Here is a 21,546-nt window from a genome sequence, read left to right as displayed (position 1 = left end):
CGCCCTTGCCGTCGGACAGCATCCGATACGCGTCGTATCCGCCCGCCGGGTGCGGCGGCGGCACGAAGCCGAGCCGGCCGAAGAACGCCTCCGCCGCGTCGAGGTCGTTGCACGGCAGGATGGTGACGAGCCGGTGCGGTTCGGGCGAAGCGGGCATGGCGGTCTCCTTCGGCTTGCCTATAGGCAAGGCGATATCCTACGCGCGTAACACCATTTCCTGTCGGTGATTTCCATGTCCGCCATGTTCCGCATCACGCTGCCCGACGGTTCCGTCCGCGAGGTCGCGCCCGGTACCACGCCGGCGGACGTGGCGGCAGCGATCGGGCCGGGGCTCGCGAAGGCGGCGCTGGCGGCGCGGATCGCCACCGACGATGGTTGGCAGGTGCGCGACATCACGCGGCCGTTCGACGGCGACACGCACCTCAGCCTGGTGACGGCGAAGGACGAGGCCGACGCGCTGGAGCTCGTGCGCCACGACCTCGCGCACGTCATGGCCGAGGCGGTGCAGCACCTGTTCCCGCGCACGGAGATCACCTTCGGCCCCGCGACCGCCGACGGCTTCTATTACGACTTCGCCCCGCCTGCCGCTCATGGCCCATTCACCGAGGAGGACCTGCCCGGCATCGAGGCGGAGATGCGCCGCATCATCGCGCGCAACGAGCCGTTCGTTCGCGAGGTGTGGAGCCGGCAGCAGCTGATCGACCGGTGGAACAGCCAGGGCGAGCGCTTCAAGGCCGAATGGGCAGCGACGCTTCCCGAGGGCGAGGAACTGACGATCTATCGCCAGGGCGAGTGGCTCGACATGTGCCGCGGGCCGCACATGGCCTCCACGGGCAAGCTCGACCCGCAGGCGTTCAAGCTGACGCGCGTTTCGGGCGCATACTGGCGCGGCGACCAGAACAACGCGATGCTGTCGCGCATCTACGGCACCGGCTGGCTCAACAAGAAACAGCTCGACGCGCATCTGACGATGCTGGAGGAGGCCGCCAAGCGCGACCATCGCCGGATCGGCCAGGACATGGACCTGTTCCACCTCCAGCCCGAGGCGCAGGGGTCGGTGTTCTGGCACCCCAAGGGCTTCATCCTGTGGCGCGCGCTGGAGGCGTACATGCGCCGCCGGCTCGACGCGGCGGGCTATGAGGAGGTCAAGACCCCGCAGCTGATGGACGCGCGTCAGTGGGAGCAGTCGGGCCATTGGGGCAAGTATCGCGAAAACATGTTCGTCGTTCCCGACGAGATCCCGAACGCCGAGGACGAAGGCGAGATCTTCACCGGCACCGCCGATCTGATGGCGCTGAAGCCGATGAACTGCCCGGCGCATGTGCTGATCTTCCGTCAGGGCATCAAGTCGTACCGCGACCTGCCGCTGCGGCTCGCCGAGTTCGGCTGCTGCCACCGCAACGAGCCGCATGGCGCGCTCCATGGCATCATGCGCGTGCGCCAGTTCACGCAGGACGACGCGCACATCTTCACGGACGAGGACCGGCTGATCGAGGAGGTGCAGGCGTTCTGCGAGCTGCTCGACGGCGTGTACCGCGATCTGGGCTTCGACGACTATGCGGTGAAGCTCGCGCTGCGCCCCGAGAAGCGGTTCGGCGACGACGCGATGTGGGACAAGGCGGAGGGCGAGCTGCGCGAGGCGGTCATGCTCTCCAAGTTGAGCGACACGATCAAGGGAAAGTTCGAGGAGCTGCCGGGCGAAGGCGCCTTCTATGCGCCCAAGCTCGAGTTCCACCTGACCGACGCGATCGGGCGGACGTGGCAGGTCGGCACGATCCAGTCGGACCGCGTCCTGCCTGAGCGGCTGGACGCGAGCTATGTCGGCGCCGACGGCGAGCGGCACCGCCCGGTGATGCTCCACCGCGCGATCCTCGGCACGTTCGAGCGGTTCATCGGCATCCTGATCGAGCATCACGCCGGCCGCTTCCCGCTGTGGCTGGCGCCCGTGCAGGCGGTGGTGGCGACGATCGTGTCAGATGCCGACGAATACGCGCACCAGGTCGCCGCGGAGTTGCGCCGGGCAGGCATTCGCGTCGAGACCGATCTTCGCAACGAGAAGATCAACTACAAGGTGCGCGAGCACAGCCTGGCCAAGGTCCCCAACCTGCTGGTGGTCGGCAAGCGCGAGGCGGAGGAGGGGACGGTCGCGCTCCGCCGGCTCGGCAGCCAGGGGCAGGAGATGCTGACGCTGGATGCCGTTTCGGCTATGCTTCGGGGCGAGGCGACTCCACCCGACCTTCGATGAGGCCCGGCGCACATGACGATCTTCCAGGACATCCAGGCGGGAACGATCCCGGCGACGCTGACCGTCGAGCAGGTCTATCAGCTGACCGCGGCCGGCATCTTCGAGGAAAACGCGAACTTCGAGCTGATCGACGGGGAGATCGTGCCGATGGCGGCGGCAAAGGCGGATTGGCACGAGATCATGAAGTCGCGGCTCATCCGCGCCATCACGCGCGTCCTGTCGGACGATGCGCGGCTGTTCGTCGAGGCGTCCGTCACCTTCTCGCCGACCTTGCTGCTGGAGCCTGACCTGGCGATCTGGCGCAAGGGCGGGATGCCGCGGCAGATGCGGGGGCCGGACCTGTTGCTGGTCGTCGAGGTCGCCGACTCGTCGATCGGCTATGATCTTCGCGTCAAGGCGCCGCTTTATGCAAGCCATGGCGTCAGAGACTATTGGGTGGTCGACGCCGTCCGCCAGACCGTGCGCGTCCATCGCCAGCCGGGCGATCGCGGCTACGGAGAGGTCAGCGAGTTCACGTCGGATCAGACGGTGACGGCGCTCCTGTTGCCGGAAATCGCGATAAGGCTCGACGATCTGGACTGAACGGCTTCAATAAATCGCTGCGATCGTCTATATCGGAGGGGAAACCACTCCAGGAGTCCCACCTATCCCACCTCCCATGATGCGCCGACCGTTGCAGGCGCCGGCGATGAACGGCCCCCGGTTCAACGAGTTCATCGTGTCTCCCAAGGTCCGCGTGATCGATGGAGACGGCGAGAACCTCGGCGTGATGTACACGCGCGAGGCGATGGAGCAGGCGCGCGAGGTCGGCCTCGACCTGGTCGAGGTGTCGCCCAACGCCGATCCGCCGGTCGCCAAGTTCCTCGACGTCGGCAAGTTCAAGTACGAGGCGCAGAAGAAGGCGAACCTCGCCCGCAAGTCGCAGAAGACGCAGGAGATCAAGGAGATCAAGATGCGTCCGAACATCGACGACCATGATTACGACACGAAGATGAAGAAGGTCCACGACTTCATCGAGGAGGGCGACAAGGTCAAGATCACGCTGCGCTTCCGCGGTCGCGAGCTTTCGCATGGCCAGCTCGGCATGAACCTGCTGAAGCGGGTGCAGGACGACAGCGCGGAGGTCGCGAAGGTCGAGGCCTATCCGCGCATGGAAGGTCGCCAGATGCTGATGGTCCTGTCGCCGAAATGAGGGGTGGGCGTGGTGCCTCCGCAATTGGTTCACCACGCTCTGTTTCTCGTCACCCCGGCCTAGAGCCGGGGTCCCGCTTCTTCGGCGGCGCGGGGTAGCGGGACCCCGGGTCAAGCCCGGGGTGACGGAAGAAGGCTCAGCCCTCTCCCGTCGCAGTGGCCAGGATGCTGGCCTCCAGCGCCGCCAGCCGCGCCGGCGCCACCACCTTGTCGCCCGTCAGGTCGGTCAGGTAGAACGTGTCCACCGCCCGCTCGCCATAGGTCGCGATATGTGCGGAATGGATCGTCACCTTCGCCTGGAACAGCGCGTGGGCGAGCTGGTTGAGCAGCGCCGGCCGGTCGCGTGCGTTGACCTCCAGCACCGTGAAGCGGTTCGATGCGCGATTGTCGATCAGCACGTTGGCGGCGATCGGGAACGCGGCGGCGCGGCGGCGGGGAAGCGGCTTGGCGAGCAGCCGGTCCGCCAGCTGGCCGCGGTTGGCGAGCGCGTCGGCGATCGCGACGCGCACCCGCTCTAGCTGCCTCGCCTCCTCGAACGGGCGTCCCCAGGGGTCCTGGACCAGGAAATTGTCGAGCGCCATGCCATCGCGCGTGGTGTGGATGCGCGCATCGATGATCGACCCGCCCGCCAGATGGATCGCGCCGGCTATGCGGTAGAACAGCCCCGGGTGATCGGCGGCATAGATCGTCACCAGCGCCGCGCCGCGGCCGGGATACGGCTCGGCGGCGATCGACAATGGCGCGTCGCCGGCGCCCGCGATCAATCGAGCGTTGCGCGCCAGCACGTCGGGGGCTTCCGCGATCCAATAGCTGTCGGGCAGGCGCCTCGCGAGAGCGACGAACGCCTCGTCGTCGGGCGCGAGCGCGGCGCGCAGCGCCTCCTGCTTGGCGGCGATCCGCTCGGCGCGCCCGCGCTGCTGGTGCCCGAGGCGCAGCACCTCCTCCGCGCGCCGGAACAGCTCGCCCAATAACTGCCCCTTCCACGAGTTCCAGGTGCTCGGGCCGACCGCGCGGATGTCGACGGTGGTCAGCACCAGCAGCAGCCGCAACCGCTCGATGCTCTGCACCACGTCGCGGAAGTCGAGGATCGTCTTGAAGTCCGACAGGTCGCGCTTGAACGCGGTGTCGCTCATCAGCAAATGGTGGCGCACCAGCCAGGCGACCGTCTCCGTCTCGGCGGCGGACAGGCCGAACCGCGGCCCCAGCCGCCATGCGACCCCCTCGCCGAGCACCGAATGGTCGCCATTGCGGCCCTTGGCGATGTCGTGAAACAGCACCGCGACATACAGCGCGCGCCGCGAGACGACCTTGGGCAGCACCTCGGTCGCGAGCGGGTGATCGTCGGCGAGATCGCCCTTCTCGATCCGCGACAACAGCCCGATCGCGCGGATCGTGTGCTCGTCGACGGTATAGTGATGGTACATGTCGAACTGCATCTGCGCGACGACGCGGCCGAAATCGGGCACGAACCGGCCGAGCACGCCCGCCTCGTTCATCCGCCGCAACCCTCCGGCGGGATCGCGGGGAGAGGCGAGCAGATCGAGGAACAGCGCGTTGGCGGCAGGATCGGCACGATGCTCGTCGATCAGCTTGGCGTCGCGGTCCGCGGCCCGCATCGCAAGCGGGTGGATGCCCAGGCCGTGTCGGTCGGCAAGCGCGAAGATCGCGACCAGCCGCACCGGATCGTCGCGAAAGAACCGGTCGTCCGGCAAGGCGAGGCGCCCACGATCGACCACGAAGCCGTCGATCCTGCGCTGCCGGCGGGGCAACGGCAGGCCGAGCCGCCACCGCGCGCTGCGGCTCTCGCTCTCCTCGTCCAGATGGGTGAGGAAAACGCCGGTCAGGTCGCCGACCGTCTTCGCCTGCAGGAAATAGAGGTGCATGAACCGTTCGACGCTCGACTTACCCGGTCGGTCGGCGAAGCGCATCCGGCGCGCGATCTCGGGCTGGAGATCGAAGGTCAGCCGGTCCTCCGCCCGCCCCGCGACGGCGTGGAGGTGGCAGCGGACCGCCCACAGGAACTGGTCGGCGCGGTGGAAGCGGCGGTATTCGGCGCGCGTGAACAGCCCGACGTCGACGAGCTGCGAGGCGCGCGTCACGTCGTGGACGTATTTGCCGATCCAGAACAGCGCGTGCAGGTCGCGCAGGCCGCCCTTGCCCTCCTTGACGTTGGGCTCGACGACGTAGCGGGTGTCGCCCATCTTGACGTGGCGCGCGTTGCGCTCGGCCAGTTTGTCGGCGATGAACTGGCGTGCGGTGCCGGCCTGCACCTCGTCGCGGAAGCGCGTCGCCGCCTCTGCGTAGAGCGCGCGGTCGCCCCAGACGTAGCGCGCCTCCAGCAACGCGGTGCGCACCGTCACGTCGCCCTTCGCCTCGCGGATCATCTCGGGCAGCGAGCGGCTGGAATGGCCGACCTTCAGCCCTAGGTCCCAGAGCGCGTACAGCATCGACTCGATGATCTGCTCGGTCTGCGCGGTGGGCTTGCCGGGGGTCAGGAAGCCGATGTCGACGTCGGAGAACGGCGCCATCTCGCCGCGACCATAGCCGCCGACCGCGATCAGCACGATGCGCTCGCCCGCGGTGGGGTTGGGGCGGGGGTACAGGCGGGTGGTGACGAGCGTCGCGAGCTGGTCCAGCAGCTGGTCGATCAGCCAGGCCTGCGCCGCGGCGGCATCGAGCCCGCGCGAGGGATGGGCGAGCAGGCGACGCTCCACCTCCGCGCGGCCGCTCGCGAGTGCCTCCTTGAGGACGGCAGTAGCGGCGCGGCGGAGCGTGACCGGATCGCCGTCGGGCAGCGCCGCTAGCCGGGCCGCGAGCGCGACGGGATCGACGATCGTCGCGCGGTCCGTGAGATCGTCGAAGCAGCGGGTGTGCGTCCGGTCGGAGGGTGCCGCCGGATCAGCGGGCGCCGGATGGACGACCTGCGATCGAGCAGGCGACGAGCGGAGGCGGGTCATCAACCCCATGTAGGGCGCCCGCCGGTCCCCGTCAGCTATCGGGCCAACCGCGCCGGCCGTCCCACGATCGAACGGGCCACCGCCGCCTCACGAAAGGCGCGCAGCGCCGCCGTAGCGGTCAGCGCCACCGCCGCGACGAGCGCGCCGAGCAGCATGTCGACAAAGTAGTGCGTCCCCTCCACAGGCGTCGAGAGGAGCATGGCAACGTTCAGCGCGAGCAACGGCCAGCGCAGCCGGCGGATCGGCCAGGCGGCGGCGATGTACAGCACCGCCGCGGCGGTGTGGAAGCTCGGCGCCGACACGAGCCCCCGCAACTCGCCGAGGTCGACCGCATGGACCGCATGGTGGCGCAGTGCAGGGATCAGCTCGGGCTGCCACAGGCCGCTGTCGGGCATGTACGGGATCGCGCGGTGCCACAGGAGCGCGAACGGCCCCTCCGCCGGCATCGCGCCGGACAGCGCGATCGTCAGGAACGCGGCCAGCCAATAGGCGCCCAGGAACGCGCGCGCATCCGCACGGCGGCCGTGCCACGCGTACCAGGCGAACAGGACCGCAGGGCTGAGATAGATGCTCTGATAGGCGAGGTGACCGACGATCTGCAGCGTCGGATGCGCCGCCACCGCCTCGTACCAGGCGAGCCAGTCGAAATGCAGCTCGACGTCGATGCGCTGCAACGTCTCGTCGACGAACCCGCGCGACAGGCCGGCGACCGGATAGGTCGCGACGGCGCCCAGCAGCGACATGACGGTTATCAGGCCGCAGTGCAGCGCGCCCTCCGCGATCGCCTGTCCCCGGCCGACGGCGTTGCGCCCGAACCAGGCCGCACCGAAAGCGACCGCGAGCCACACCAGGATCGGGGCCGCCGCGGGCGTGAGGAGGTGGACGGCGATTCGGGCATCGACGAGCAGCCCCAGCGTCACCGCCGCGCTGCCGGCCATGGCGACGAAGATCCAGGTGAGGGGAAACGCGTTCCGCCGATCGACGCTTGACTGAAGTGCCGAACGCTGTGCGGCCGAAACGGAGGCGATATACACGGCGGCACCTTGCTGCGGCGCGGCGGCTGCCCGTCGCACAATGGAAGGGTGCTACGGTAGCGTCTGTGACAGTTCAATGAAACCGCGGTGACGGACGCCGCGTGGGTGCTTCGCCGTCTAACCCTCTCGGGCGAGCGTTTTCAGCCGGTATAGTGTCTCCAATGCCTCACGCGGGCTCAAGCGGTCGACGTCCAGCGCCTCGACTTCGGCGCGGATCGCGTCGCATTTCTCCGCCGACGTCGCCTGCGTCTGCTGCGCGGCGGCGAACAGCGGCAGATCGTCGAGGCCGGCGGCGATCCCGCCCGTCCTGGCGCGTCCGGCCTCCAGCTTCGCCAGCACGGCCTTCGCGCGTGCCACCGTCGCGGGCGGAATGCCGGCCAGCCGGGCGACGGCGAGGCCATAGCTGCGGTCCGCCGGCCCGTCCGCCACTTCGTGCAGCAGCACCAGATCGCCCTTCCACTCGCGCGCGCGGACGTGGTGGAGGCTCAATGCATCGCAGCGTTCGGCGAGCCGGGTCAGCTCGTGATAATGGGCGGCGAACAGGCAGCGGCAGCGATTGTCCTCGTGGATCGCCTCCGCCACCGCCCAGGCGATCGCGAGCCCGTCGTAGGTGGAGGTGCCGCGGCCGACCTCGTCAAGGATCACGAAGCTGTTGGCCGTCGCCTGCGCCAGGATCGCGGCGGTCTCCACCATCTCGACCATGAACGTCGAGCGCCCGCGCGCGAGATTGTCCGACGCGCCGACGCGGCTGAACAACCGGTCGACGATGCCGATCCGCGCGCGCGTCGCGGGCACGTAGCTGCCGGCCTGCGCGAGCACCGCGATCAGCGCGTTCTGGCGCAGGAAGGTCGACTTGCCGCCCATGTTGGGCCCGGTGACGAGCCACAGCCGCGACCCTTCTCCCAGCGAGCAGTCGTTGGCGACGAACCGCGCTCCGCCGCGCGCGACGGCCGCCTCGACGACCGGGTGCCGGCCGCCCTCGACGTCGAAACACGGCTCGTCCACCAACGCCGGCCGGCTCCACCCGCCCTCGCTCGCGCGCTCGGCGTTACCGGCGGCGACGTCGAGCCGGGCGAGCGCGTCCGCGGTGCGCGCGATGCCCACGCGCCCGTCCAGCGCCGCCGCCGTCAGCTCCTCCAGATGCGCCGCCTCCGCCGCGAGCGCATGGCCGCCCGCCTGCGTCACGCGGCTCGCCAGTTCATGGAGCTCGGGCGCGTTGAAGCGGACGGTGCCGGCCATCGTCTGGCGATGCGTGAAGCCGCTGTCCGCCGCCATCAGCGGGTCGGCATGCCGGGCCGGGACCTCGACGTGATAGCCGAGCACGCCGTTGTGACGGATGCGCAACTGAGAGACGCCGGTCGTCTCGCGATAGCGGCCCTCGAGCGCGGCGATCGCGCGTCGGCCACCGGCGCCCGTGTCCCGCAACGCGTCAAGCGCGGCGTCGTAGCCGGCCGCGATCACGCCGCCGTCGCCCGCGTCGACCGGCGGTGAAGGGACCAGCGCGCGCTTGAGCAGATCGATCAATGCGCCGTGGCCGGCCAGATCGGGCAACAGCCGGTCGAGCAGCTCCGGCCGGTCCGGCAGGGCGCCCAGCCGCTCGGCAAGGCTCCACGCACCGTCGAGTCCGTCGCGCAGGCACGCCAGGTCGCGCGGGCCGCCGCGCCCCGCCGCCAGCCGGCCGAGCGCGCGGCCGAGATCGGGCAGCGCGCGCAAGGCGGTGCGCAGCTCCTCGCGCAGGCCGCCGTCGTCGACCAGCCGGCCGACCAGCGCCAGCCGCCGCTCGATCGCCGCGCGGTCGGTGAGCGGCGCGCCCAGGTCGGCCGCGAGCGTGCGGGCGCCGGCCCCCGTCATGGTCCGATCGACCGCGTCTAGCAGGCTGCCCTTGCGCTCGCCGGTGGCGGTGCGCGTGATCTCGAGGCTCTCGCGCGTCGCCGCGTCGATCGCCATCGCCTCGGCCGGGCGTCGCACGCGCGGCGGCTGGAGGAAGGGCAGCGCGCCGCGCGCGGCATGTTCCAGATAGGCGACCAGCCCGCCGGCGGCGGCCAGCCCCGCGCGGCCGATCTCGCCGAACCCGTCGAGCGTCGCCACGTTCCAGACGCGCCGCAACCGCGCCTCGCCCGACGTGCTGTCGAAGTCCGCGCGCGGCCGGAGCGTGGTGGCCGCGCCCGCGTGGGCGCTCCCCTCTGCGGCGACCACTTCCGCCGCCGCCAGCCGCGCAAGCTCGGCGCCGAGCGCGTCGGGCGTGGTCTCGACCAGCTCGAACCGGCCGGTGGAGACGTCCGCCGCCGCGACCGCGACCGCGCCACCCGCCTCGCCGATCGCGACGCACCAATTGGCCGCGCGCGTGTCGAGCAGCGCCTCTTCGGTCAGCGTGCCGGCGGTGACCAGCCGAACGATCCCGCGCCCGACCAGCGCCTTGGACCCGCCCCGCGCCCTGGCCGCCGTCGGTGTCTCGGTCTGCTCGGCGACCGCCACCCGGTGCCCCGCCTTGATGAGCCGCGCGAGATACGCCTCCGCCGAGTGGACGGGCACGCCGCACATCGGGATCTTCGCGCCCTCATGCTCCCCGCGCGCGGTAAGCGCGATGTCGAGGCAGGCGGCCGCGATCCGCGCGTCGTCGAAGAACAGCTCGAAGAAATCACCCATGCGATAGAACAGCAGCGCGTCGGGGGCCTCAGCCTTGAGCGCGAGATATTGCGCCATCATCGGGGTGGTGGCGGGGGAGGAAGGCGGGCGCATGAAAGTCAGAGCGGTCGGCGACGCGTGTGACGGACAGCGAGGATCGTGACTGTCTGCCCGTCGTCGCTCACCCGATAGCGGATCACGTAAGGCTGCGTGCCCACCAGCTCCCGCGCGCCACCTACCGCCGGGCGGCCGCGGTGCGGTAAAGAGGCGAGGCTGTCGCCGAGCTGCTGCAAGCGTCTGCGCGTGGCGAGCGCGGCGGACTGGTTGTCGAGGGCGATATAGGCGGCGATCTCGGAAAGGTTCGTGACCGCGCGCCTTAGCCAGACGACTTCAGCCATTCATCGAACGGCTTGTAGTCGGGGCTGCCCCACGTCTCCAACCAAGCTGAAACGAGGCTGTGAGGATAGACACGCCCTGCCGCGATATCAGCCTCCGCCTCTGCGGCTTCCGCTTCAATCTCCTCGTCGGTCATAGGAAGGATGGCGCTCCCCAGCGGCCAAGTGTCACGATCCGAGTCGATGCCGGCGTCGTGCTCTCGCCCGATGATCGGTTCGCGTTCCATGTCACCGGTATAGCCCCGCCCGCCTTCGCTGGCTAGGGAGAGGGCGAGCGTACGCGAGGCGATCCCATGTCCGACGAACCCAACGTCCAGTTCTCCGAGCGCGAGGCGCTGCTGTTCCATTCGGAGGGGCGGCCCGGCAAGATCGAGATCATCGCCTCCAAGCCGATGGCGACGCAGCGCGACTTGGCGCTCGCCTATTCGCCCGGTGTCGCGGTGCCGGTGCGCGCGATCGCGGCCGATCCGGCGACCGCCTACGACTATACCGCCAAGGGCAACCTCGTCGCGGTGATTTCCAACGGCACCGCGATCCTGGGGCTGGGCAATCTCGGCGCGCTGGCGTCCAAGCCGGTGATGGAGGGCAAGGCGGTGCTGTTCAAGCGCTTCGCCGACGTCGACTCGATCGACATCGAACTCGCGACCGAGGACGTCGATCGGTTCATCGACGCGGTCGAGCTGATGGAGCCGAGCTTCGGCGGCATCAACCTCGAGGACATCAAGTCCCCCGAATGCTTCATCATCGAGCAGACGCTGCGCGAACGGATGAAGATCCCCGTCTTCCACGACGACCAGCACGGCACCGCGATCATCGCCGCCGCCGGCCTCATCAACGCGCTGTACCTGACCGGGCGCGACATCAGAACGACCAAGCTGGTGATGAACGGCGCGGGCGCGGCGGCGATCGCGTGCGCGGGGCTGATCCGGTCGATGGGGATGCTGCCCGAGAACCTGTTGATGTGCGACCGCACCGGCGTCATTCATCGCGGGCGCGAGGGAGTGAACCAGTGGCAGTCGACCTTCGCGGTCGAGACCGACCGCCGCACGCTGACCGAGGCGCTGGTGGGTGCGGACGTGTTCATGGGCCTGTCGGCGGCGGGCGCGGTGACGCAGGACATGGTGCGCGGCATGGCGCCTCGGCCGATCATCTTCGCGATGGCCAATCCCGATCCCGAGATCACCCCGCCCGAGGCGAAGGCGGCGCGTCCCGATGCGATCGTCGCCACCGGCCGGTCCGACTATCCCAACCAGGTCAACAACGTCCTGGGCTTCCCCTTCATCTTCCGCGGCGCGCTGGACGTGCGGGCGAGCGCGATCAACGAGGAGATGAAGATCGCCGCGGCCCAGGCGCTCGCCGCGCTCGCGCGCCAGCAGGTTCCCGAGGAGGTCGCGGTCGCCTATGGCGTGCGTCACCATTTCGGGCCGGACTATATCATCCCGGCGCCGTTCGACCCGCGGCTGATGGAGATCATCCCCGCCGCCGTCGCGCGCGCGGCGATGGACTCAGGGGTCGCGACCCGCCCGATCATCGACATGGACGCGTATCGCCACAGCCTGCGCGCGCGGATGAACCCGACCACCTCGGTCCTGTCGCTCGCCTACGAAGGCGCGCGCGCGCATCCCAAGCGGGTGCTGTTCGCGGAAGGCGAGGAGGAAGTGGTGCTGCGCGCCGCCATAGCCTTCAAGGAGGGCGGTTATGGCACGCCGGTGCTCGTCGGCCGCGAGGAGGTGTACGACAATTTGCGCGATCTGGGCGTCGACGATCCGCAAGCATACGAGGTCCACAACAGCCGCGTCTCGCCACTCGTGCCGCGGATGGTCGATTTCCTCTATGGCCGGCTGCAGCGGCGCGGCTATCTGCGCCGCGAGTGCGAGCGGATGGTGAACCAGGACCGCAACATCTTCGGCAGCCTGATGCTCCAGCTCGGCGAGGCGGATGCGATGATCACCGGCATCACCCGCACCTGGGCGCAGACGATGCGCGAGGTGAAGCGGGTGATCGACCCCGACGCCGGTGGCACGCCGTTCGGGATGCACATCCTCGTCGGTCGCAGTCACACCGTCTTCATGGCCGACACCGCCGTCAACGAGCGGCCCACCGCGGAGGAGCTGGCCGACATCGCCGAGCGCACCGCGCAGGTCGCGCGCCGCATGGGGCACGAGCCGCGCGTCGCGTTCCTGAGCTATTCGACGTTCGGAAATCCCAAGGGCGTGTTCCTCGGCAACGTGCGCGAGGCGATCCAGGTGCTCGACGGACGACAGGTCGGGTTCGAATATGAGGGTGAGATGCCGCCCGACGTCGCGCTCAACCCCAAGCAGCTCGCCAACTATCCGTTCGCGCGCCTGTCCGGCCCCGCCAACGTGCTCATCATGCCCGGGCTCCAGTCGGCGCACATCTCCGCCAAGCTGCTGCGCGAGCTGGCGGGCGAGGTGGTGACCGGGCCGGTGCTGGTCGGCATGGAGAAGCCGGTGCAGATCGCGCCGATGACCTCGACCGCAAGCGAGCTCGTGACGCTCGCGGTGTTGGCGGCGGGCGGCATCGCGCGGTAGGCGGCCTAGCTGGCCGGCGGGGTTGCCGCCTTGGGTTTCGCATCGACAAGCCGGATCGTGCTGCCCGCTACCGACCAGAGGCGCTTGCCGCCCTGCGTGGCGACATAGACCGGCAGCCGCGCGACGAGCGACGAAAAGACGTGGATCTCGGTCGGCGTCGGATCGAGCAGGTGGCTGACCAGCATTGCGCTGGGCCGGCCCTTGGTCGCGTCCGGCGCGATCGGCAGGCACGACTTGGTGAAGGCGCGCGGCACGCCGACGGCGCCCGACGCGTCGACCTCGATCAGATAATGGCCACCGAGCGGATACTCGCCCGCCCGTGTCTGCGGCGTCAGGAAGTAGACGAGGATCGGTCCGTCCGGGCGTTCGGGCGGCAGGACGACGGTGTTGAACGGCTTGTTGGCGCAGGCGAACACGCCCGGCGCATGGCCGAATGCCGCGCGTGCGGACCGGAGCGCCGCCACCATCCGCAGCCGCAGCGGCGACAGGGTGCGATCCTCGGTCGCCGACGGCAGGTGGGCCTGCACCAGCTTCCCGCCCGAGAACCGGGCGACGTAGATCGTCTTGGGCGGATCGTCCTTGTCGAAGAAGACGAGTGTCGGCGCGTCGGCGGGGCCGTCCACGATCCAGCCGCCCGAGCGCCGGATCGTGTCGGGAGCCTTGGCGAGGAAATCGTCCGTACCGTGCCATGCGGCCTGATCGTAGGCGTACAGAAGCGCGCCGCGATCGAGGGCGCGCTGCACGGCGGCGGCTTCATCGGGGGTCATCCGGTCCGCCGCGGGCGCCGCCGCGACCAAGGCCGATGCGGCGAGCATGACGCTCAATCGAACCATGACCAACCCTCCTTGCTGGAACGCTAGCGGCGCGGCGGAACGATGCAAGTCTAGAGCCGACGAGCATGACCGATCGCCTGAACGGAAGCGAACTTTCGCGTTCATCGCCGGTTATTGACGAGCGCGGCACAAGCGGCGCGTGTTCCCGTCAGGAGTTCGACGCCATGCGTTTTTCCACCGTTAGCCGCGTCGCCGTCATGGCCGCCGGCCTGTCCATCATCCCCGCTTCGCTCGCCGCCACTGCGGCCGGGGCGCAGGCCTATCCGTCCGGCGGGTCGCAGGATTATCCGCAGCAGTCCGGCGGCTACGGCGGCCAGTATCAACAGGCACCCGCCTATCCCCAGCAGAACGGCTACCCTCAGCAGCAGGGCTACCCCCAGCAGAACGGCGATCCGCAACAGCAGGGCTATCCGCAGCAGGGGTATCCGCAGCAGAACGGCAATCCGCAGGAGTATGCCGGCTTGGACGATTATGATCGTGCCGCGCCCGGCGACTATGATCCTTCGCGTCCGCCGCCGCCGCCGGGCTATCGTGCCGACCCGTCCTACACCGCGACGGTCGAGCAGGATCGCCGCTATGAGGCCTATGCCGAGGATTGGTCGCAGCGGTATTGCACCCGCGCGCACAGCAATGCGGGGACGGGTGCGGTGATCGGCGGCCTGTTCGGCGCATTGCTCGGCTCCAGCGTCTCCGGGCGGCGCGATCGTGGCGCGGGCGCGCTGGTGGGCGGGATCGCGGGCGCGTCCGGTGGTGCGGTCGTCGGCAGCACGTCCGCCAACCAGACCAGCCCCGGCTGTCCTCCGGGCTTCGTCGTTCGCGGCGGCGCCCCCGCCTTCGTGTTCGACGGCTATGGCCCATATTACTACGCCGCGCCGGGTTGGTACCAGCCGTGGATCTTCATCGGCGGCCGCTGGAACTACCACCCCTATCCGTATCACGGCTTCTACTACAGCGCGCGCTACTATGGCGGCCGCGGGGGCTATGGTGGCCGGGGCGGGTACGGCTATCGCGGTCGTCGCTAGACACGGAGCACGCTGGGGAGCCGATCAGCCGTCGATCGAGCTCCCCAGCGACGCATGGACCAGGCCGCCGTCAACCGTGATCGTCTCGCCGACCACATAGTCGCCCGCGCGGCTGGCGAGATAGATCGCGGCGCCCGCCATGTCCTCGTCCACACCGATCCGGCCCGACGGAATGCGGCCAGCGACGATGGCCCCATGGTCCCGGGCGGCTTTGTTCATGTCGCTCGGGAAGGCGCCGGGCGCGATCGACGTGACGTTGACATGGTCGCGCACCAACCGTGCCGCCATCCGCTTCGTCAGATAGATCAGCGCCGACTTGGATGCGTGATAGCTGTACGTCTCCCACGGGTTGAGCCGTTGGCCGTCGATCGAGGTGATGTTGATGACCTTCGCCGGCCGTGTCGCCGAGCCCGCCGCCTTCAGCGCCGGGTAGATCGCCTGCGTCAGGAAGAACGGCGACTTGACGTTCAGGTCCATCACCTTGTCCCAGCCCGCCTCGGGGAACTCCTCGAACGGCACGCCCCAGGCGGCACCCGCGTTGTTGACGAGGATGTCGAGCGCCGGTTCCCGCTCGGCAAGCTGCGCCGCCAGCGCCTTGCACCCGGCGACGGTCGAGATGTCCTGCGGCAGCGCGATGCACTCGGGGCCCAGCGCCTCCGCCGTCTCCGCGCATGCCGCCGCCTTGCGCGACGAGACGTACACCTTGGCGCCTTGCGCGACGAAGCCCGCAGCGATCATCCGCCCGATCCCGCGCGAGCCGCCGGTGACGAGCGCAACCCGGCCGTCGAGCCGGAACAGGGTGGTCGTGTCCATGATCTATCCTTTCCATCGGTCATCCCAGCGAAAGCTGGGATCGCGTGGTTTGCGGGTGCCCGCTCAACCGAGCGACCCCAGCCTTCGCTGGGGTGACGAGAAGGGATGGGCCGTGTTCGACAGTGCTACCCGCCGCGCTTCAGCGTCTCTCGGGCGATGATGATCTGCTGGATCTGGCTCGTGCCTTCATAGATGCGGAACAGGCGCACGTCGCGGTACAGCCGCTCGATCCCGTAATCGGCGATATAGCCCGCGCCGCCATAGATCTGCACCGCCTTGTCGGCGACGCGGCCCACCATCTCGCTCGCGTAATATTTCGCCGCCGCGCTTTCGAGCACGACGTCCTTGTTCGCATCCTTGGCCGCCGCAGTCTCCAGCGTCAGCGCGCGCGCGGCGAGCGCCTCGGTCTTCATGTCGGCGAGCATGCCCTGGATCAGCTGATGCTGCGCGATCGGGTGGCCGAACTGCTTGCGCTCGCTGGCATAGGCGACGCAGTCGGCGATCAGCCGCTCGGCGACGCCGACGCACACCGCGCTGATATGCAGTCGGCCCTTGTCGAGCACGCGCATCGCAATCTTGAAGCCTTCACCCTCCGCGCCCAGCCGGTTGGCGGCGGGCACGCGGACGTCGTCGAAATGGACGTCGGACACTTTCGCGCCCTTCTGCCCCATCTTCTTCTCGGGCTCGCCGAGCGTGATGCCGGGCAGGTCCCTGGGCACCAGGAACGCCGCGACGCCGCGCGCGCCCGCTTCCTCGCCGGTCCGCGCCATGACGGTGAACAGCTGCGCCTTGTCGGCATTGGTGATGTACCGCTTGGTGCCGGACAGGCGGTACATGTCGCCATCTTTGACCGCGCGCGTCTTCACCGATCCGCTGTCGGACCCGACGTCGGGCTCGGTCAGCGCGAAGCTGGTGACGATCTCGCCCGACGCGATCCGGGGCAGCCACTCGGCCTTCTGTTCGGGCGTGCCGGCCATGACGAGGCCCTGACTGCCGATCCCAACATTGGTGCCGAACGTCGAGCGGAACGCGGGCGTGGTGCGCCCCATCTCGATGGCGACGCGGCATTCCTCGACCATGTCGAGCGCCAGGCCGCCATATTCCTCCGCGATCGACAGGCCGAACAGCCCCATGTCCTTCATCTCGGCGACGACGGCGGGCGGGATCGCGTCATCCGCCTCGACCTGCGCCTCGAGCGGGCGCAACCGCTCGGCGACGAAGCGCCGGACGGTGTCGATCAAGGCATCGAAGGTTTCGGGGTCGAGCGCCATGCTGCCGGTTCCAATTGAAGGGTCGCGGTGCGCTACCGCGTAGGGCGCAGAGCGGCAAGAGCGACCGGACCGAAGGTTCGAAATGGCAAATCGGTACCACGCGGGCACGATACAAACCGCCCATGCCGAGCTTGTCGAAGCACTGGCCTTCTTCTGCGCGGCGACAAGGACTTAGGGCGAACGGAGCAGTTGCACTCGGGACCCCAACGGATCAGCGCACCGGACGCATAGAACTAAGACCACGCGCAGACGCGTCAGTTACAGTGTCGCACTTTATCGCGGCGAGATCAGGTCGTCGGCAGCCACACACGCTTCGTCCCGATTGGTTCCCCGCGACCGGGCGAAGGGGTGTTTTTCTTTAACCCTCTCCCGTAGCCGATGCTCATACGGCGATCAGAGCCTTTGGGGGTTCCATGAAGTTCAAGGGCTTGGCAGCGCGTTTCGCGCTGGTGTTGACGTGCGTCTTCTCGCTTGCCGCTCCGGCGACCGCGCAATTCTGGCAATGCGCTCCCTATGCCCGCGAGGTTTCCGGCATCCAGATCCGCGGCAACGCCGACACCTGGTGGGGTCAGGCCGCCGGCCATTACGATCGCGGCCATGCCCCCAAGATCGGCGCGGTGCTGGCGTTCGAGGCGACCCATCGCATGCGCGTCGGCCATGTCGCCACCGTGTCGAAGGTCGTCAGCGACCGCGAAGTGCTGCTCACCCACGCCAACTGGTCGCGTCCCGGCCAGATCGAGACGGACGTGCGCGCGGTGGACGTCTCGGAGGCCGGCGACTGGAGCATGGTCAAGGTATGGTACGCACCGCAGGGCGGGCTCGGCACCACTGCTTACCCCGCGCACGGCTTCATCTATGGCGACGGTGCGCCGCGGATGCAGCTTGCCCATGCCGAAACGGCCACCAACGACACGTCAGGCCCGATGCCGACCTTCGCGAGCGACACCAACGCGGTGATCGCGACCAGCGCTACGCCTGGCTACTGAACCGGTCCGTCATCCCAGCGAACGCTGGGATCGCCGCGACTGATGGACCTTCGCCGAGAGATCCCAGCGTTCGCTGGGATGACGAGAACAGTTGAGATCAGATTTTCCGCGCAGTGAACGTCATCCCCGCGCCGTTCATGCAATAGCGCTTGCCCGTGGGCTTGGGCCCGTCGTCGAACACATGGCCCAGATGCCCGCCGCAGCGGGTGCAATGCACCTCCGTCCGGCTCATCCCCAGCGTCGAGTCCTCGCGGGTCACCACCGCGTGCGGCAACGGCGCCCAGAAGCTCGGCCAGCCGGTGCCGCTGTCGAACTTGGTATGCGAGGTATAAGCCGGTTGTGCGCAGCCACCGCAGGCGAACACGCCCGCGCGATGCTCGTCGTTGAGCGGGCTGGAGAATGGCGTCTCCGTCCCTTCCTTGCGCAGGATGTCGTAGGCGGCGGGCGACAGCTTCTTGCGCCACTGCGCGTCGGTCAGCGTGACGGGGAAATGCTCAGCAGCGCGGGCGGGCTCGCCGGTGCAGCCCCATAGCGCCAGGCCGGCAATGCCGGTGGCGGAAAGCGCGAGGAAGCGGCGGCGGTCGGGATGGCTGGTCATAGGTTGAATATAGGAGGCGATGGCGAGGGGTGGGAGGGGTGCCATCATCCGTAACCCCGGACTTGATCCGGGATCCCGCTTTCTCCCAATCGCAAGAAGAAGCGGGGCCCCGGCTCAAGGCCGGGGTGACGAGAGAAGGGCGCGACGATCGCTCGCCACGCCCTTTCAATCCGTTACCGCGCGGCGGTCACTCCGCCTTGACCGGCTCCGCCTTGCCCTTGCGCTTGGGCTTCTTGGGCGCGGCGGCGGCAATCTCGAACGACAGCGCGCCGTCCTTCATCTTCACCGTCACCTCGCCGCCGTGGACGAGCTTGCCGAACAGCAACTCCTCGGCGAGCGGCTGCTTGATCTTCTCCTGGATCAGCCGGCCCATCGGGCGAGCACCATAGGCCTTGTCATAGCCTTTCTCGGTCAGCCAGCTCTTGGCCGCATCGTCGATGCCGATATGGACCTGACGATCCGCGAGCTGCAGTTCGAGCTGGAGGATGAACTTCTCCACCACCCGCGCCACGACCTCCGGGGGCAAGTAACCGAACGGCACCACCGCATCCAACCGGTTGCGGAACTCGGGCGTGAACATCTTCTGCACCGCCTGCTCGTCCTCGCCCTCGCGGGTGAGGTTGCCGAAGCCGACTGTCTCGCGCGCCATGTCGGCGGCGCCCGCATTGGTCGTCATGATGAGGATGACGTTGCGGAAGTCGACGCTCTTGCCGTGCTGGTCGGTCAGCCGGCCGTTGTCCATCACCTGCAACAGGATGTTGAACAGGTCGGGATGCGCCTTCTCGATCTCGTCGAGCAGCAGGACGCAATGCGGGTTCTGGTCGACCGCATCGGTCAGCAGTCCGCCCTGGTCGAAGCCGACATAGCCCGGCGGCGCGCCGATCAGCCGCGAGACCGAATGGCGCTCCATATATTCCGACATGTCGAACCGCTGGAGCGGAATGCCCAGGATCGACGAGAGCTGCTTGGCGACCTCCGTCTTGCCGACGCCGGTGGGGCCGGTGAACAGATAGTTGCCGATCGGCTTCTCGGGATCGCGAAGCCCCGCCCGCGACAGCTTGATCGCCGACGCCAGCTTCTCGATCGCCGCGTTCTGGCCGAACACGACGCGCTTCAGGTCCGTCTCCAGCGTCGCGAGCGCGAGCTTGTCGTCGGTCGAGACGGATTTTGGCGGGATGCGCGCCATGGTGGCGATCACCTGCTCGATCTCCTTGGCGGTGATCGTCTTCTTCCGCTTGGACGGCACCACCAGCATCTGCATCGCGCCCACCTCGTCGATCACGTCGATCGCCTTGTCGGGCAGCTTGCGGTCGTTGATGTAGCGCGCGGACAGCTCGACCGCCGACTTGATCGCCTCGGGCGTGTACTTGACGTTGTGATGGTCCTCGAACGCGGAACGCAGGCCGGCGAGGATCTTGATCGTGTCCTCGATCGTCGGCTCGTTGACGTCGATCTTCTGGAACCGGCGCAGCAGCGCGCGATCCTTCTCGAAATGGTTGCGGAACTCCTTGTAGGTGGTCGAGCCGATGCAGCGGATCGTGCCGCCCGACAGCGCGGGCTTGAGGAGGTTGGACGCATCCATCGCGCCGCCGCTCGTGGCGCCCGCGCCGATCACCGTGTGGATCTCGTCGATGAACAGCACCGCGTGCGGCAGCTTCTCGAGCTCGTTGACGACCGCCTTCAGCCGCTCCTCGAAATCGCCACGGTAGCGCGTGCCGGCGAGGAGCGCGCCCATGTCGAGCGAGTAGATGACGGCGGGCAGCAGCACCTCGGGCACGTTGCCCTCAATGATCTTGCGCGCGAGGCCCTCGGCGATCGCCGTCTTGCCGACGCCCGGATCACCGACATAGAGCGGGTTGTTCTTGGACCGGCGGCAGAGGATCTGCACCGTGCGGTCGACCTCCGCGGAGCGGCCGATCAGCGGATCGACCTTGCCGTTCCGCGCCTTCTCGTTGAGGTCGACGCAGAACTGCTTGAGCGCGCTCTCGCCCTTGCCCTTGACGTCGGGCTTCACAGGCTTCTCCTCGTCCGCGCCCTTGGGGCTGGATGCTTCGGGTCCCGAGCTGCCCTTGCCGACGCCGTGGCTGATGAAGCTGACCGCATCCAGGCGGCTCATGTCCTGCTGCTGGAGGAAGTACACGGCGTAGCTTTCGCGCTCGGAGAACAACGCGACGAGCACGTTGGCGCCCGTCACCTCCTCGCGGCCCGACGACTGGACGTGGAGGATCGCGCGCTGGACCACACGCTGGAAACCGCTGGTGGGCGAGGGATCGGTGGCGGACGCGACCTTGAGCGCATCGAGCTCGGTATCGAGATAATGGCCGACGGTGGTCTTGAGCTCGCCCAGGTCCACCCCGCATGAGGCCATGACCTTGGACGCGTGCTCGTCGTCGACCAGCGCGAGCAGCAGATGCTCGAGCGTCGCATATTCATGGCGCCTGGACGACGCGGCCTCGAGCGCGCGGTGCAGCGTGGTCTCGAGCGCGGAAGCGAAGGATGGCATGTCAGATTTCTCCATCCGGGCCGGCGCGATGCGACCCGTTTCTCACTATGTCGGAAGGGGCAAGCCCCGCATCAAGCACCGCCGAAGGGATCGGGCGAACCGACTGCCGGCGGACCGGCGGCGCGGACGCCCAGGCCTTCATGGCCGGAATAGCGCGTCGGCGCTTGCCCTGTGGTTAACGGCCTGTTCGGCACGACGGCGGGTGCGCGCGATCTCCGCCTCCAGCACCGCGATCCGCGCGTCGAGCTCCTCGACCGACAGGGGATCAAGGTCCTCCCGCGCGAGTTGGCTCGCGACGTCCGGCCGGACCGGCGGATGATCGTCCATGTCCATGGCCGGCAACGTTGACCCGTGGCCGGCCCGTGTCAATAACGCTCATGGCTGCCCAGCGCGGGCGGAGGGGGTGCGATGGCGACGACGACCGCGGCGGGCGGGGTGCCTGAAACGATGCGTGCGATCGATCCCGCGGGAGCGGGCGGGCCCGAGGTGCTGGTGACGGTCGAGCGGCCGGTGCCGCGGCC

17 protein-coding genes and 1 pseudogene (1 of these 18 cut by a window edge) are annotated in these 21,546 nt (G+C 68.7%); 7 read left to right on the top strand and 11 right to left on the bottom strand.

Annotated features, from left to right (window positions below):
* Positions 1-232: 232 nt before the first annotated feature.
* The 3 genes from thrS (at position 233) to infC (ending at position 3,437) form a co-directional block, all read left to right on the top strand.
* Entirely contained in the window at positions 233-2,245 is a 2,013-nt protein-coding gene (thrS, locus tag ACFE65_RS08445) for a threonine--tRNA ligase (RefSeq protein WP_375381915.1), read from the top strand.
* A 12-nt stretch (positions 2,246-2,257) separates the two neighbouring features.
* Positions 2,258-2,827 carry a Uma2 family endonuclease gene (locus ACFE65_RS08440; protein WP_375381914.1) on the top strand — a complete coding sequence of 190 codons (570 nt, stop codon included), beginning with the start codon at positions 2,258-2,260 and terminating at the stop codon, positions 2,825-2,827.
* Positions 2,828-2,903: 76 nt separating this feature from the next.
* On the top strand, positions 2,904-3,437 hold the full coding sequence (infC, locus tag ACFE65_RS08435; protein ID WP_375381913.1) for a translation initiation factor IF-3: 534 nt from the start codon (positions 2,904-2,906) through the stop codon (positions 3,435-3,437).
* 136 nt (positions 3,438-3,573) lie between these two features.
* Here the strand turns inward: infC and ACFE65_RS08430 are convergent, their stop codons facing one another.
* The 5 genes from ACFE65_RS08430 to ACFE65_RS08410 form a co-directional block, all read right to left on the bottom strand.
* Positions 3,574-6,393: a [protein-PII] uridylyltransferase gene (locus ACFE65_RS08430; RefSeq protein ID WP_375381912.1), complete on the bottom strand. Its 2,820-nt coding sequence runs from the start codon at positions 6,391-6,393 to the stop codon at positions 3,574-3,576.
* Between the two features lie 35 nt (positions 6,394-6,428).
* Positions 6,429-7,331, bottom strand: coding sequence for a phosphatase PAP2 family protein (locus tag ACFE65_RS08425; RefSeq protein WP_375381911.1), 903 nt, complete (start codon positions 7,329-7,331; stop codon positions 6,429-6,431).
* A 213-nt stretch (positions 7,332-7,544) separates the two neighbouring features.
* Positions 7,545-10,133, bottom strand: a complete 2,589-nt coding sequence (gene mutS / locus ACFE65_RS08420; protein WP_375381961.1) for a DNA mismatch repair protein MutS — start codon at positions 10,131-10,133, stop codon at positions 7,545-7,547.
* A gap of 38 nt (positions 10,134-10,171) precedes the next feature.
* Complete coding sequence (locus tag ACFE65_RS08415; RefSeq protein WP_375381910.1) at positions 10,172-10,450, bottom strand: type II toxin-antitoxin system RelE/ParE family toxin; 279 nt, start codon at positions 10,448-10,450, stop codon at positions 10,172-10,174.
* Positions 10,429-10,674, bottom strand: a complete 246-nt coding sequence (locus tag ACFE65_RS08410) for a hypothetical protein (protein WP_375381909.1) — start codon at positions 10,672-10,674, stop codon at positions 10,429-10,431. The genes ACFE65_RS08415 and ACFE65_RS08410 overlap by 22 nt, the downstream gene beginning before the upstream one ends.
* Positions 10,675-10,740: 66 nt before the next feature.
* Between ACFE65_RS08410 and ACFE65_RS08405 the strand changes: the two genes are divergently transcribed.
* Positions 10,741-12,999 (top strand): NADP-dependent malic enzyme, encoded by a 2,259-nt coding sequence (locus ACFE65_RS08405; RefSeq protein ID WP_375381908.1) that lies wholly within the window; start codon positions 10,741-10,743, stop codon positions 12,997-12,999.
* A 5-nt stretch (positions 13,000-13,004) separates the two neighbouring features.
* On the opposite strand, the gene ACFE65_RS08400 is transcribed toward ACFE65_RS08405, so the two are convergent.
* A complete protein-coding gene (locus ACFE65_RS08400) occupies positions 13,005-13,832 on the bottom strand; it encodes a hypothetical protein (RefSeq protein WP_375381907.1) in 828 nt (275 codons plus the stop codon).
* A 164-nt stretch (positions 13,833-13,996) separates the two neighbouring features.
* Here ACFE65_RS08400 and ACFE65_RS08395 point away from each other — a divergent pair, with 164 nt between their 5' ends.
* Positions 13,997-14,854, top strand: a complete 858-nt coding sequence (locus tag ACFE65_RS08395) for a glycine zipper domain-containing protein (RefSeq protein WP_375381906.1) — start codon at positions 13,997-13,999, stop codon at positions 14,852-14,854.
* A 24-nt stretch (positions 14,855-14,878) separates the two neighbouring features.
* Here the strand turns inward: ACFE65_RS08395 and ACFE65_RS08390 are convergent, their stop codons facing one another.
* Both ACFE65_RS08390 and ACFE65_RS08385 read right to left on the bottom strand, forming a co-directional pair.
* The gene (locus ACFE65_RS08390; RefSeq protein WP_375381905.1) at positions 14,879-15,667 is read right to left on the bottom strand and encodes an SDR family oxidoreductase; all 789 of its coding nucleotides are present in this window, start codon (positions 15,665-15,667) and stop codon (positions 14,879-14,881) included.
* Between the two features lie 125 nt (positions 15,668-15,792).
* Complete coding sequence (locus ACFE65_RS08385; protein WP_375381904.1) at positions 15,793-16,938, bottom strand: acyl-CoA dehydrogenase family protein; 1,146 nt, start codon at positions 16,936-16,938, stop codon at positions 15,793-15,795.
* A gap of 413 nt (positions 16,939-17,351) precedes the next feature.
* Between ACFE65_RS08385 and ACFE65_RS08380 the strand changes: the two genes are divergently transcribed.
* Positions 17,352-17,924, top strand: coding sequence for a CHAP domain-containing protein (locus ACFE65_RS08380; RefSeq protein WP_375381903.1), 573 nt, complete (start codon positions 17,352-17,354; stop codon positions 17,922-17,924).
* Between the two features lie 97 nt (positions 17,925-18,021).
* On the opposite strand, the gene msrB is transcribed toward ACFE65_RS08380, so the two are convergent.
* From msrB to ACFE65_RS08365, 3 genes are all read right to left on the bottom strand, one after another.
* Positions 18,022-18,522 carry a peptide-methionine (R)-S-oxide reductase MsrB gene (gene msrB, locus ACFE65_RS08375; RefSeq protein ID WP_375381902.1) on the bottom strand — a complete coding sequence of 167 codons (501 nt, stop codon included), beginning with the start codon at positions 18,520-18,522 and terminating at the stop codon, positions 18,022-18,024.
* A 187-nt stretch (positions 18,523-18,709) separates the two neighbouring features.
* On the bottom strand, positions 18,710-21,025 hold the full coding sequence (clpA, locus tag ACFE65_RS08370; RefSeq protein WP_375381901.1) for an ATP-dependent Clp protease ATP-binding subunit ClpA: 2,316 nt from the start codon (positions 21,023-21,025) through the stop codon (positions 18,710-18,712).
* Positions 21,026-21,163: 138 nt separating this feature from the next.
* On the bottom strand, positions 21,164-21,358 hold the full coding sequence (locus tag ACFE65_RS08365; RefSeq protein WP_375381900.1) for a DUF1192 domain-containing protein: 195 nt from the start codon (positions 21,356-21,358) through the stop codon (positions 21,164-21,166).
* 75 nt (positions 21,359-21,433) lie between these two features.
* Between ACFE65_RS08365 and ACFE65_RS08360 the strand changes: the two are divergent.
* Positions 21,434-21,546, top strand: a pseudogene (locus tag ACFE65_RS08360) (NAD(P)H-quinone oxidoreductase) (it continues 962 nt past the right edge of the window).

The sequence above is a fragment of the uncultured Sphingomonas sp. genome (genome assembly GCF_964237335.1).
Taxonomy (GTDB): domain Bacteria; phylum Pseudomonadota; class Alphaproteobacteria; order Sphingomonadales; family Sphingomonadaceae; genus Sphingomonas.
The sequence above is the reverse complement of the archived record's forward strand: the minus strand, read 5'-3'. Positions and strand labels throughout refer to the sequence as shown.

What these genes read in the sequence shown, in the direction of transcription:
- thrS (WP_375381915.1), top strand. Translation starts at nt 233, where the DNA reads ATGTCCGCCATGTTCCGCATCACGCTGCCCGACGGTTCCGTCCGCGAG.
- ACFE65_RS08440 (WP_375381914.1), top strand. Translation starts at nt 2,258, where the DNA reads ATGACGATCTTCCAGGACATCCAGGCGGGAACGATCCCGGCGACGCTG.
- infC (WP_375381913.1), top strand. Translation starts at nt 2,904, where the DNA reads ATGATGCGCCGACCGTTGCAGGCGCCGGCGATGAACGGCCCCCGGTTC.
- ACFE65_RS08430 (WP_375381912.1), bottom strand. Translation starts at nt 6,393, where the DNA reads ATGACCCGCCTCCGCTCGTCGCCTGCTCGATCGCAGGTCGTCCATCCG.
- ACFE65_RS08425 (WP_375381911.1), bottom strand. Translation starts at nt 7,331, where the DNA reads ATGGCCGGCAGCGCGGCGGTGACGCTGGGGCTGCTCGTCGATGCCCGA.
- mutS (WP_375381961.1), bottom strand. Translation starts at nt 10,133, where the DNA reads ATGATGGCGCAATATCTCGCGCTCAAGGCTGAGGCCCCCGACGCGCTG.
- ACFE65_RS08415 (WP_375381910.1), bottom strand. Translation starts at nt 10,450, where the DNA reads ATGGCTGAAGTCGTCTGGCTAAGGCGCGCGGTCACGAACCTTTCCGAG.
- ACFE65_RS08410 (WP_375381909.1), bottom strand. Translation starts at nt 10,674, where the DNA reads ATGGAACGCGAACCGATCATCGGGCGAGAGCACGACGCCGGCATCGAC.
- ACFE65_RS08405 (WP_375381908.1), top strand. Translation starts at nt 10,741, where the DNA reads ATGTCCGACGAACCCAACGTCCAGTTCTCCGAGCGCGAGGCGCTGCTG.
- ACFE65_RS08400 (WP_375381907.1), bottom strand. Translation starts at nt 13,832, where the DNA reads ATGGTTCGATTGAGCGTCATGCTCGCCGCATCGGCCTTGGTCGCGGCG.
- ACFE65_RS08395 (WP_375381906.1), top strand. Translation starts at nt 13,997, where the DNA reads ATGCGTTTTTCCACCGTTAGCCGCGTCGCCGTCATGGCCGCCGGCCTG.
- ACFE65_RS08390 (WP_375381905.1), bottom strand. Translation starts at nt 15,667, where the DNA reads ATGGACACGACCACCCTGTTCCGGCTCGACGGCCGGGTTGCGCTCGTC.
- ACFE65_RS08385 (WP_375381904.1), bottom strand. Translation starts at nt 16,938, where the DNA reads ATGGCGCTCGACCCCGAAACCTTCGATGCCTTGATCGACACCGTCCGG.
- ACFE65_RS08380 (WP_375381903.1), top strand. Translation starts at nt 17,352, where the DNA reads ATGAAGTTCAAGGGCTTGGCAGCGCGTTTCGCGCTGGTGTTGACGTGC.
- msrB (WP_375381902.1), bottom strand. Translation starts at nt 18,522, where the DNA reads ATGACCAGCCATCCCGACCGCCGCCGCTTCCTCGCGCTTTCCGCCACC.
- clpA (WP_375381901.1), bottom strand. Translation starts at nt 21,025, where the DNA reads ATGCCATCCTTCGCTTCCGCGCTCGAGACCACGCTGCACCGCGCGCTC.
- ACFE65_RS08365 (WP_375381900.1), bottom strand. Translation starts at nt 21,358, where the DNA reads ATGGACATGGACGATCATCCGCCGGTCCGGCCGGACGTCGCGAGCCAA.